The following is an 11874-nucleotide window of genomic DNA, read 5'->3' on the forward strand; positions in this document are numbered from 1 at the left end:
CATGAACGAAGTGAGAGCAGGAACGACATGGCGGAGCTGACGATCTCGTCGGACGAGATCCGCAGTGCGATCGAGAAGTACGTCTCGAGCTACTCCCCGGAGGTCAACCGGGAAGAGGTCGGTGTCGTTGCCGAGACCTACGACGGCATCGCCATCGTCGAAGGCCTGCCCGGCACGATGACGAACGAGATCCTCGAGTTCCCCGGCGGGGTGCTCGGAGTGGCGCTGAGCCTCGAGGTCCGCACCATCGGTGCGGTCATCCTCGGTGACTTCGACAAGATCGAGGAAGGCCAGGAGGTCAAGCGGACCGGCACGGTGCTCTCCGTGCCCGTCGGCGACGGCTTCCTCGGCCGGGTGGTCAACCCGCTCGGCGCGCCCATCGACGGTCTCGGCGACATCGTCGCCGACGACAACCGCGCCCTGGAGCTCCAGGCCGCGTCGGTGCTGCAGCGCCAGCCGGTGTCGGAGCCGATGCAGACGGGCATCAAGGCGATCGACGCCATGACCCCCATCGGCCGCGGCCAGCGCCAGCTGATCATCGGCGACCGCAAGACCGGCAAGACCGCGGTCTGCGTCGACACGATCATCAACCAGAAGAAGGGCTGGGACTCGGGCGACCCGAACCAGCAGGTCCGGTGCGTCTACGTCGCCGTCGGCCAGAAGGGCTCCACCATCGCGGGCGTCAAGGCCGCGCTGGAGGAAGCGGGCGCGCTGGAGTACACGACCATCGTCGCGGCCCCCGCGTCCGACTCCGCGGGCTTCAAGTGGCTGGCCCCGTACGTCGGCTCGGCCATCGGCCAGCACTGGATGTACCAGGGCAAGCACGTCCTGATCGTGTTCGACGACCTGACCAAGCAGGCCGAGGCGTACCGCGCCATCTCCCTGCTGCTGCGCCGCCCGCCGGGCCGCGAGGCCTACCCCGGCGACGTCTTCTACTTGCACTCGCGCCTCCTCGAGCGCTGCGCGAAGCTGTCGGACGAGATGGGCGGCGGCTCGATGACCGGCCTGCCGATCATCGAGACCAAGGCGAACGACGTGTCGGCGTACATCCCGACCAACGTCATCTCGATCACCGACGGCCAGTGCTTCCTGGAGTCGGACCTCTTCAACGCCGGTGTGCGCCCGGCCGTCAACGTGGGCATCTCGGTCTCCCGCGTCGGTGGCTCCGCGCAGATCAAGGCGATGAAGGACGTGTCCGGCTCGCTGCGCCTCGACCTGTCGCAGTTCCGCGAGCTGGAGGCGTTCTCCGCCTTCGCCTCGGACCTCGACCCTGCGTCGCGCGCCCAGCTGGACCGCGGTGGCCGACTGGTGGAGCTGCTCAAGCAGGGCCAGTACTCCCCGGTGCCCGTCGAGGAGCAGGTCGTCTCGATCTTCCTCGGCACCAAGGGCCACCTGGACTCGGTGCCGGTCGGCGACATCCGCCGCTTCGAGGCCGAGTACCTGGAGCACCTGCGCCGCAACCACGGCGACATCCTCTCGGGGATCCGCGAGACGAAGAAGCTGCCCGAGGACGCCCAGAAGGCGATCGTCGACGCCGTGAACTCGTTCAAGCAGCAGTTCACCGCCACCGACGGTTCCTCGGTCGTTCCCGAGTCGCACGCCAAGGCGATGGACGCCGACAAGGTCGGACACGAGTCGGTGAAGGTCAACCGACCCGCTCCGGTGGAGAAGTGACGTAGGCCATGGCCGCACAGATTCGCGAGCTGCGCCAACGGATCCGCACGGTCAACTCGACCAAGAAGATCACGAAGGCGTACGAGCTCATCGCCACGTCGCGTCTCGCCAAGGCGCAGGGAAGGGTCGCGGCCTCGCGCCCCTACGCGGACGAGATCACTAACGTGCTCTCCGCGTTGGCCGAGGCCTCAGCGAACCTGGACCACCCGCTTCTGGTGGAGCGCGAGAACCCCAAGCGCGCCGCAATCCTGGTCGTGACGAGCGACAAGGGCATGTGCGGTGGCTACAACTCCAACGTGCTGAAGGCCGCGGAGGAGCTGATCGCCCTCCTGCGTTCGCAGGGCAAGGAGCCGGTGCTCTACGCCCTCGGCCGCAAGGCCGTCGGCTACTACAAGTTCCGCCAGCGCGACGTGGCGGAGTCGTGGACCGGCTTCTCCCAGACGCCGCTCTACGTGAACGCCGCCGAAGCGGGGGACGAGGTCGTGAAGGCGTTCCTGGCCGGTGTGGAAGGTGACGGTGACGGGGTCGACGAGATCCACGTCGTCTACACCGAGTTCAAGTCCATGCTGAGCCAGAGCCCGATCGCCAAGCGGATCGCGCCGATGGACGTCGAGTACGACGCCCGTCCGTCCGGTCCGGTCGCGGTCTACGACTTCGAGCCGGACGCGAAGACGCTCCTCGGCGCTCTGCTGCCGAAGTACGTCAAGACGCGGCTGTTCTCCGCACTGCTGGAGGCGGCGGCCTCCGAGTCGGCCGCGCGGCGGACGGCGATGAAGGCCGCGACGGACAACGCGACCGAGCTCGTCAAGACGCTCAGCAGGCAGGCGAACGCGGCCCGTCAGGCCCAGATCACCCAGGAGATCAGCGAGATCGTCGGTGGCGCCTCCGCGCTTACCGGTGGCGCAGGAAGTGATGAGTGACATGAGTGCTACTGCCACCACCACCCGCACCGGCCGTGTGGTCCGGGTGATTGGCGCCGTGGTCGACGTGGAGTTCCCGCGCGGCGCGGTTCCCGAGTTGTTCAACGCCCTGAACGCGGAAGTCACGTTCGAGGCCGTCGCCAAGACGCTGACCCTGGAAGTCGCCCAGCACCTGGGCGACAACCTGGTCCGCACCATCTCGATGCAGCCGACCGACGGTCTGGTCCGCGGCGCTCCGGTGAGCGACACGGGCAAGGCCATCTCGGTGCCGGTGGGCGACGTGGTCAAGGGCCACGTGTTCAACGCCCTCGGCGACTGCCTCGACGAGCCCGGCCTCGGCCGGGACGGCGAGCAGTGGGGCATCCACCGCAAGGCCCCCGCCTTCGACCAGCTCGAGGGCAAGACCGAGATCCTCGAGACCGGCATCAAGGTCATCGACCTGCTGACCCCGTACGTCAAGGGCGGCAAGATCGGTCTGTTCGGCGGCGCGGGCGTGGGCAAGACGGTGCTCATCCAGGAGATGATCACCCGTATCGCCCGCGAGTTCTCTGGTACGTCCGTGTTCGCGGGCGTCGGCGAGCGCACCCGTGAGGGCACCGACCTCCTCCTGGAGATGGAGGAGATGGGCGTTCTCTCCGACACCGCGCTGGTGTTCGGCCAGATGGACGAGCCGCCGGGCACCCGCATGCGCGTCGCCCTGTCCGCCCTGACGATGGCGGAGTACTTCCGCGACGTCCAGGGCCAGGACGTGCTGCTGTTCATCGACAACATCTTCCGGTTCACCCAGGCCGGTTCCGAGGTGTCGACCCTGCTGGGCCGCATGCCTTCGGCCGTGGGCTACCAGCCGACGCTGGCCGACGAGATGGGTGAGCTGCAGGAGCGGATCACGTCGACCCGAGGCAAGTCGATCACCTCGCTGCAGGCGATCTACGTGCCCGCGGACGACTACACCGACCCCGCCCCGGCCACCACCTTCGCCCACCTGGACGCGACGACGGAGCTCTCCCGTCCGATCTCCCAGAAGGGCATCTACCCGGCGGTGGACCCGCTGTCCTCGTCCTCCCGGATCCTCGAGCCGTCGATCGTCGGCGAGGAGCACTACCGGGTGGCGCAGGAGGTCAAGCGGATCCTGCAGAAGTACAAGGAACTGCAGGACATCATCGCCATCCTGGGCATGGACGAGCTGTCCGAGGAGGACAAGGTCCTCGTCGGTCGCGCCCGTCGCCTGGAGCGCTTCCTCGGCCAGAACTTCATCGTGGCCGAGAAGTTCACCGGTCAGCCCGGCTCGTTCGTGTCCATCAAGGACACCATCGAGGCGTTCGACCGCGTCTGCAAGGGCGAGTTCGACCACTACCCCGAGCAGGCGTTCTTCAGCTGCGGCGGTCTCGACGACGTCGAGGCCAACGCGAAGAAGCTCGAGGGCAACAACTAGTCCTCAGCAAGTCCGGAAGGGCCGCTCCCGTCGACGGGGGCGGCCCTTCCGGCGTCTCAGGACAGGAACGCGGCGGTGGTCGTGGTGAACGACGCCGGGTCGTCCAGCCACGGGAAGTGGCCAGCTCCCGGCTGGGTGACGAACTGGGCCTTCGGGAACAGCCCGGCGTACTCGGCCACGACGGGCACCGGTGCGGCGAGGTCCAGCTCGCCCGCGAGCAGCAGGACCGGCGCGTCGAAGCCGGAGAGGGCACCGCGGGTGGCGTCCGGGTCGTAGGCGCCCTCGGAGCCGAACACCGCCGCGGCCTCCGGGTGCCGCCGCCCGGCCTCGTGGTGCGCCCTGGCCGCCGCGTCCCACCGGCCGTAGGTGAAGGGCACGATGGCGTCCCAGTCGTCCGCCAAGGCCTCGCCCGCCGCGATCCTGGCGAGGGCCGCGGACACCCGGTCGTACTCCGGCTCGCCCTTGCGGGCCTCCACGACCTCGCGCCGCTGCTCGGCGGTGGCCGTGAGGCCGACGGCGAACGTGCTCGGCGTGACCAGGACGAGCCTGCTGACGCGCTCGGGGTGGCGGGTCGCGTACAGCACGGCGATGTTCGCGCCCGCCGAGTGGCCGAGCAGGTCGATCCGGTCGAGGCCGAGGTGCTCGCGCAGCGCCTCGACGTCGTCGACCAGGCGGTCGCACCGGTAGGTCGCGGGATCGGCGGGCACCGCGGAGGCCCCGGTGCCGCGCAGGTCCGGGCGGATCAGCCGCAGCGACCGCGGCAGTCCGCCCAGGTCCCCGAGGTACGCGGAGTCCAGCATGGGGCCGCCCGCGAGGCAGACGAGCGGACCTCCCTCCCCGGTCTCCTGGTAGGCGAGTTCCGTTCCGTCGTGCGCTGTGAGGGTGGGCATCGGGTGATCATCGCAAAGCGGTGCTCCTTTCGAGGCATCCGCCGTTCGACCGGTCGGCAGTCGAGTGGTCACCTGCGGCCGACCGGGTGGGAAAGTCCCGAACCGGGCAACAAGCCGGTCGCGGCGCCGATCTCCTCCGTGTCCCCACCGAGAGGAATCCCCATGCGCGTCATCCGTGCGCTCACCGCGGCGCTGCTGGCCGCCACCGGCCTGACCGCGTTACCCGGCGCCGCCGCGTCGGCGGCACCCGGAGTGCCCAACGCCCCCGTTGTCGTGTTCACCGAGGACTTCGAGAACAACCAGGGCGCGACCCCGATCCTGTTGCCCGCGTACGTCAACACCGCGGGCCGGCACTACACCGCCGACCCGGCCTGGCTGGTCGCGTGCAACGGCCTGGTCGCGTCCTTGCAGCAACCCGCGAACGACCCCACCGGCGGGCAGTGCGGCGGTCGGTGGCCGGACGTGAAGCGCATGGCGGGCGACCTCGGCCAGTGGGCAGGCGGCGACCGCGCCACCAACCACGCGCTCAGCGCGTACACCGAGGCGAACCCCGGTGCGAACAAGGTCCAGTTCGAGACGACGCAACCGATCGCGCTGTCCGCGACCAACCGGTTCCTGACGTTCTCCGTCGACGCGGCCGAGCAGAACTGCTACGCGCTGCACGCGCTGCTGGCGTTCTACCTCCTGGACGGCCCCACCGCGATCCCGGCGTTCACCACCCCGATCGAGACGTGCGCGCACCCGGCCCAGGTCGTCAACGGCACGTCCGTCGGCACGTTCGCCAGCGACAAGCCGGTCCTGTTCAGCGGCAGCAGCCTCGGGATCCGGCTGGTGAACCTCCAGGGCAGCGGCACCGGCAACGACGCGGCGGTCGACAACATCCGCGTGCTGGACGTGACCCCGCGGCTGGACGTGTCGTTCAGCCCGGCGTCGGCCGAGGTCAACACCCCGGCGACGCTGACCTACACGGTCACCAACACCACCGAGCTCGCGGTCAAGGCGGGCTGGTCGTTCTTCGGCGTCCTCCCGAACGGGCTGAGGACGACGGCGCCCCCGACGACCGACTGCGCCGACGCCACCACGACCGCCGCTCCCGGCGCGACCGCCGTGTCCGTCGAAGCGACGCTGGCCACGGGCCAGACCTCCTGCCACGTCTCGGTCCCGGTCACGGCGACCCGCGCGGGCACCTACACGACCTGCGCCGCCGACATCACCCAGGCCGTCGGCCTCAACCCGCCCGGCTGCGCCTCGGTCACGTTCGTCCCGCCGGTGCTGAAGTTCGACGCGCACGCCCACGGCGGCAAGCTCACGTCCCCGCTGGTGTCCGTCGGCCCGCTCGCCCCGGCCGACCTCGACTGCACCGCCACCGCGGGTGCCGACGACGACCAGCTGGCCTCGGCGTCGCTGCCCGGCGTCGGTTCGCTGGGCGTGGTCACGACGAGCGCGAGCGGCGCGGTGGCGCCGGGTGGCCTGCGCACCACGACGGCGAGCGCGCGGACGGCGGGCCTGAACCTGTTGGGGGGCCTGGTGACCGCTGACGAGGTGCGGGCCACCGCGACCGCCACCGACGACGCCGCGGGGGTCGTGACCGCGACCGGGACGACGAACCTGACCAACCTGCGGGTGGCGGGCGTCCCGGTGCTCAACCCCGCGGTGAACCAGACGATCGTCATCCCGCTGGTGGCCTCGGTGGTCGTCGACGAACGGGTGCCCTCGCCCGGCGGCGTCCTCGTCAACGCGGTGCACGTCAAGCTGCTCACCGGTACGGACCTGGTCGTCAGCCAGGCCAGGGTGGAGCTGGGCTGCTGACCGGTGGCGCGGGGTCCCTCACGGGGCCCCGCGCCGCGGCGACCGCACGGCGCTGGGCGCCCCCAGGGCGCGGGAGATGCCCCTGGCGGCCGTGCGGACGGCGGGCACGAGCGTGCCCACGGCCACGCCGTCCTGGGGCACCACGATCGACACGGCGGCCACCACGGTGTCGTCGGCGCCGCGGATCGGGGCGGCCACCGACAACGTGATCAGTTCGATCTGGGCGTCGCTGACGACGTAGCCGTCGCGCCGCACCTGCGCCAGCTTCTCGCGCAGCGCGGCGGGGGTGGTGATCGTCTTCGAGGTGAACCGCCGCATCGGGCTGCGCAGGGCCAGTTCCTGGTCCTCGGCGGGCGCGTGGGCGAGCATCGCCAGCCCGACGCCGGAGGCGTGCACCGGCAGCCTGCTGCCGATCCTGGTCACCACGTTCACCGCGTTGTGCGCCGAGATCCGCTCCACGTACACGGCCTCCAGCCCGTCGCGGACGGCCAGCTGCACGTTCTGGTGCGTCACCTCGTAGAGGTCCTCCAGGAACGGCATGGCGCGCTCGCGCAGGCCGAGGCTGCCGGGGGAGAGCACGGCGAGCTCCCACAGCCGCAGGCCGACGTGGTAGCGGCCGTCCGCGTCGCGGTCCAGCGCACCCCACTCGACCAGCTCGGACACGAGCCGGTGGGTCGTGCTCAGCGCCAGCCCGGCGCACCTGCTGAGCTCGGACAGGTTGGCCGACGGGCGCTGTTCGGAGAACACGCCGAGCAGGGTGAAGAGCCTGCCCGCGACGGACTTCGGTGTCGTCACGTGCCCAGGATGGCCTTCCGATCAGTGGAAAGTCCACTCGCTCGTGGAAGAGACCCACGTCACTCTGGCGGTGTGCGCACTCAGGTCGGAATCATCGGAGCCGGGCCCGCGGGTCTGCTGTTGTCCCACCTCCTGCACCTGGAGGGCGTCGACTCGGTGGTCCTGGAGTCCCGCAGCCGCGAGTACGTCGAGCGGCGGGTGCGCGCGGGGGTGTGCGAGCAGCCGACCGTGGAGCTGCTGCGCGAGGTGGGGCTCGCCGACCGGCTCGACCGCGAAGGCCTGCCGCACCACGGGTTCTCGCTGCGCTTCGACCGGGAGGACCACCGGATCGCGCTGACCGACCTGACGGGCGGTTCGATCACGGTGTACGGCCAGCAGGAGATCGTGAAGGACCTCATCGCGGCGAGGCTCGCGGCGGGCGGCGACATCCGGTTCGGCGTGACCGGCGCGGCCGTGCACGACGTGGAGACCGACCGGCCGCGGATCGCCTTCGACGGCGGCGAGCTGGAGTGCGACGTCGTCGCGGGCTGCGACGGGTTCCACGGGACCAGCCGCGGCACCGTGCCCGCGGGCGTGCTGAAGACGTTCGACCACGTGTACCCGTTCGCCTGGCTCGGTCTGCTGGCCAAGGCGGAGCCCTCGCACGAGGAGCTGATCTACACCAACCACGAGCGCGGGTTCGCCCTGCACAGCATGAGGTCGCCCGAGGTGACCAGGCTCTACCTCCAGGTCGACCCTGGCGAGCGCATCGAGGACTGGTCGGACAACCGGATCTGGGACGAGCTGCACCACAGGCTCGCCACCGACGACGGCTTCGAGCTGCGCGAGGGACCGGTGATCGAGAAGAGCATCACGCCCATGCGCGGCTTCGTCGCCGAGCCGATGCGGCACGGCAGGCTGTTCCTCGCGGGCGACGCGGCGCACATCGTGCCGCCGACCGGCGCCAAGGGCATGAACCTCGCCGTCGCGGACGTGCTCGTGCTGTCCAGAGCCCTGTCGGCGTTGCTGCACAAGGGGCGCACCGACCTCGTCGAGTCCTATTCGGACACCTGCCTGCGCCGGGTGTGGCGGGCGGAGCACTTCTCCAACCACATGACCACGATGCTGCACCGGGCGTCCGATGTGGACGACTACCAGCACCGGCTCCAGCTGTCGCAGCTGCGGTACACCGCGACGTCGACGGCAGCGGCCACCAGCCTCGCGGAGAACTACGTCGGCCTGCCCTTCTAACCCTGCGGAGGTACGCCATGTCCACGAATCGATGGGTCTTACCACTCGGGTGGACGGCGGTGCTGCTGGACGGGTTCGACCTCGTGGTGCTCGGCACCGTGCTCCCCGTCCTGCTGCAGGACAAGGTCTGGGGCCTCACACCCGCGACCGCGTCGGCGGTGTCCACCATCGGGCTGGTGGGCATGACGGTCGGCGCGCTGTCGATCGGCACGGTCACCGACGTGATCGGCAGGCGCAAGGCCCTGATGCTGGCGGTGGCGAGCTTCTCGCTGTTCACCCTGCTGTGCGCGTTCGCGCCGTCGGTGTTCGTGTTCGGGCTGCTGCGCTTCCTCGCGGGCCTCGGCCTCGGCGGCTGCCTGCCGACGGCGATCACGCTGGTGAACGAGGCCGGGGGCCGCGAGCGCGGCGGCCGGTCGACGACGGTGATCATGACCGGCTACCACGTCGGCGCGGTGGCCACGGCGCTGCTGGGCATCGCGGTGATCCCGTCGCTGGGGTGGCGGGTGCTGTTCGTCATCGGCGCGCTGCCCGCGCTCGTGCTGGTGCCGCTGATGTGGCGGTTCCTGCCGGAGTCGACGGTGTTCGCGCCCGCGCCGGTGAAGGACGTCGTCGGCTCGCTGTTCAAGCCCGGCCTGGTGCGCGCGACGCTGGCGTTCTGGGTCGCGTCGTTCATGGGGCTGCTGCTGGTCTACGGGCTCAACACGTGGCTGCCGCAGATCATGCGGGTGGCCGGTTACCCGCTGGGCGCGGCGCTGGGGTTGCTGCTGACGTTGAACGTCGGCGCCATCATCGGCCTGCTGGTCGCCGGGAACGTGGCGGACCGGTTCGGGATGTGGCGCACCACCATCGGCTGGTTCGCCGCCGCGGCCGTGTTCCTCGCGCTGCTGAGCGTGAAGCTGCCGGGGATCGGCGTGTACGTGGCGGTGCTGGTCGCGGGCTGCTTCGTGTTCAGCGCGCAGGCGCTGGTCTACGCCTACGTCGGCCGCGTCTACTCCGACGCGAACCGCGCCACCGGCCTCGGCTGGGCCGCGGGCGTCGGCAGGCTCGGCGCCATCTGCGGCCCGCTGCTCGGCGGCGTGCTGCTGACCGCCGGACTCGCCTACCCGTGGGGGTTCTACGCCTTCGCCCTGGTCGCCGCGCTGGGCGCGGTGGCCGTCGTGGTGATCGGCTCGCGCACCCGCGTGGAGGTCTAGCACGGGTCCCCCGCACCTCCGGGGTGGAGGTGCGGCCCTAGCGCGGCAGGTCGACGACCACCTCGCCGGTCCCGGAGCCGACCCGCACCTGGACGGCGGCGTCCGGGAGCAGGGCGGCCTGCGAGCCCGTCTGCGCCTCCTGCCAGTCGCCGGGATCGGAGGTCCGGTAGGCGATGCCGAGGTACTGCGACGAGGCGACCACCCACCCCTGGCCGTCCGGCAGCCGGACCCGCACCGGGAGCGGTGACCCGAAGTCCACGGCGGGGCCGCGCTGCACCCGGTCCAGGGTGCCGTCCGCGCGGAACAGCAGCGCGAACAGCGTGCTCGGCTCGTCGCCGTCGGCGTACTCGCCGACCAGCAGGCCGCCGCCGGTCCCGCTGGTGCCGTAGACGCACCAGGTACCCGTGTTGCCGGGCGGGCCGATGTCGGTCATGTGCGCGTCCTCGAGGGCCTGGAACAGGTCGGAGTCGGGAGAGGGCGCGGGCCCGTCCGGACCGACCCGCAGCTGCTTCCTCGAGGTGTTGTTCCACATCCGGGTGTCGTAGGCGGGGGCGCCGTTGCGCTTGGCGTGGACCCCGCTGCGCAGGTAGGCGCTCGCCGGGCGGGTGGTCAGCAGCCGTTCGGCGGGGATGTCGGAGATCGGCGGGCCGATGCTCGTCACCAGCCGCACCGTCGACGGCGCGACCCCGTCGGGTGCGGTCCACACGCCCACCCCGTCGACGACGGGAACCTCGTGCCACGTCCGCCGCACGACGCCCGCCGGGTTCCGGGTCGCGTTCGGCGAGGCGTACACCGGGATCCCGGGGTCCACGACGAGGAACGTCCGGTCGCCGGGGCCGAACTGGAAGCTCTCGGTGCCCGCGGTCGGGTCCTCGGGGTTCGTGGTGCCGACGACCTTCGGGAAGCCGTCCGCCGGGTCGCGCGCGACCAGCCCGACCAGCGTCCGCCACTGCTCCCGGACCTTCCCCTCCTGCATGACCACGGCGGCGTCCCCCACCGGTGTCGTGCTCGCCCAGTACACGTGCGGCTCGCCCCGCAGCTCGGTCACGCCGCGGTCGCGGGTCCACGACGGGGTGAGCTCGGCGCGCCACGCGACCGTCGCCGTGAGCAGCACCTCCCGGTCGTCCGCCAGATCCCCTTTGGTCGCCGCGAGCAGCCGCTCGTCGGACACCGGCGGCACGTCCCGCATCGCCATGCCCGCGCCGAACCCGAGGACACCCACCACCGCGGCCAGCGCCAACGCGATCCCGTTGCGCCTGCGCACCTGCCTGCGCCTGCCGCCGCGCAGCACGTCGCCGGTGAAGCCCGCGCGCACGTCCACCCCCTCCGCGGCATCCCGCATCGCCGCCCCGATCCCGTTCACCGCGTCACCTCCACCACGAGCTCCCGCATCCGCGCCAACCCCCGCGAGGTCTGGCTCTTCACCGTGCCGACACCGCACCCGAGCGCCGCTGCCGTCTGCAGCTCGGTCAGGTCGTCGAAGTACCGCAGCACCAGGACCGCCCGCATCTTCGGCGGCAGCTCCGCCAAAGCCCGCAACACCGCGTCCTGGTCGACCACCTGCTCCTCGTGCCCGCACACCGACGGCGTCCCCGCCAGCTCCCAGTCCGCCTCCGGCTTGCGCGACCGCCGCCGCCACCGGTTCGCCGACGCGTTCGCCAACGCCGCCCGCGCGTACGGCTCCGGCGGCCCCTTGATCCGCCGCCACCGCACGAACATCCGCTCCAACACCTCTTGCAGCAGGTCCTCCGCAGCGCCCCGGTCCCCGCCGCACAGCAGGAACGCGGTGCGGAGGAGGGACTGCGACCGCAGCACGACGAACTCCTCGAAGTCCTCCTCCGCCGCGTGCACAGCCACCCCTCTGCCTCCTCCGCGTCCCCCCACGGAAGGTGGACACCGGCGGGGGCCGGGAGGTTGTCAGGACTCGCTCG

Annotated in this window: 10 protein-coding genes; 6 read left to right on the forward strand and 4 right to left on the reverse strand. The window is 71.2% G+C overall.

The window, feature by feature from the left end; translation table 11 throughout:
- Positions 1-27 precede the first annotated feature (27 nt).
- From atpA to atpD, 3 genes are read left to right on the forward strand one after another with little or no spacing between them, the layout of a single operon-like run.
- Positions 28-1674 (forward strand): F0F1 ATP synthase subunit alpha, encoded by a 1647-nt coding sequence (gene atpA, locus CLV43_RS40555; RefSeq protein ID WP_106195119.1) that lies wholly within the window; start codon positions 28-30, stop codon positions 1672-1674.
- 8 nt (positions 1675-1682) lie between these two features.
- Positions 1683-2594, forward strand: coding sequence for a F0F1 ATP synthase subunit gamma (locus CLV43_RS40560; RefSeq protein ID WP_106195122.1), 912 nt, complete (start codon positions 1683-1685; stop codon positions 2592-2594).
- A complete protein-coding gene (gene atpD / locus CLV43_RS40565) occupies positions 2587-4026 on the forward strand; it encodes a F0F1 ATP synthase subunit beta (protein ID WP_211304796.1) in 1440 nt (479 codons plus the stop codon). The genes CLV43_RS40560 and atpD overlap by 8 nt, the downstream gene beginning before the upstream one ends.
- Positions 4027-4082: 56 nt before the next feature.
- Here the strand turns inward: atpD and CLV43_RS40570 are convergent, their stop codons facing one another.
- A complete protein-coding gene (locus tag CLV43_RS40570; RefSeq protein ID WP_106195128.1) occupies positions 4083-4916 on the reverse strand; it encodes an alpha/beta fold hydrolase in 834 nt (277 codons plus the stop codon).
- Positions 4917-5078: 162 nt separating this feature from the next.
- Here CLV43_RS40570 and CLV43_RS40575 point away from each other — a divergent pair, with 162 nt between their 5' ends.
- Positions 5079-6725 (forward strand): choice-of-anchor P family protein, encoded by a 1647-nt coding sequence (locus CLV43_RS40575; RefSeq protein ID WP_106195131.1) that lies wholly within the window; start codon positions 5079-5081, stop codon positions 6723-6725.
- Positions 6726-6743: 18 nt separating this feature from the next.
- On the opposite strand, the gene CLV43_RS40580 is transcribed toward CLV43_RS40575, so the two are convergent.
- Positions 6744-7520: an IclR family transcriptional regulator gene (locus CLV43_RS40580; RefSeq protein ID WP_106195135.1), complete on the reverse strand. Its 777-nt coding sequence runs from the start codon at positions 7518-7520 to the stop codon at positions 6744-6746.
- 72 nt (positions 7521-7592) lie between these two features.
- Between CLV43_RS40580 and CLV43_RS40585 the strand changes: the two genes are divergently transcribed.
- Positions 7593-8750 (forward strand): 4-hydroxybenzoate 3-monooxygenase, encoded by a 1158-nt coding sequence (locus CLV43_RS40585; RefSeq protein WP_245887364.1) that lies wholly within the window; start codon positions 7593-7595, stop codon positions 8748-8750.
- Positions 8751-8767: 17 nt separating this feature from the next.
- Complete coding sequence (locus CLV43_RS40590) at positions 8768-9943, forward strand: MFS transporter (RefSeq protein ID WP_106195141.1); 1176 nt, start codon at positions 8768-8770, stop codon at positions 9941-9943.
- 37 nt (positions 9944-9980) lie between these two features.
- On the opposite strand, the gene CLV43_RS40595 is transcribed toward CLV43_RS40590, so the two are convergent.
- Complete coding sequence (locus tag CLV43_RS40595) at positions 9981-11306, reverse strand: hypothetical protein (RefSeq protein WP_106195144.1); 1326 nt, start codon at positions 11304-11306, stop codon at positions 9981-9983.
- Positions 11303-11800 (reverse strand): SigE family RNA polymerase sigma factor, encoded by a 498-nt coding sequence (locus CLV43_RS40600; protein ID WP_106195148.1) that lies wholly within the window; start codon positions 11798-11800, stop codon positions 11303-11305. The genes CLV43_RS40595 and CLV43_RS40600 overlap by 4 nt, the downstream gene beginning before the upstream one ends.
- Between the last annotated feature and the right edge of the window lie 74 nt (positions 11801-11874).

The sequence above is a fragment of the Umezawaea tangerina genome, from assembly GCF_003002815.1.
In the GTDB taxonomy this organism is placed as follows: Bacteria; Actinomycetota; Actinomycetes; order Mycobacteriales; family Pseudonocardiaceae; genus Umezawaea; species Umezawaea tangerina.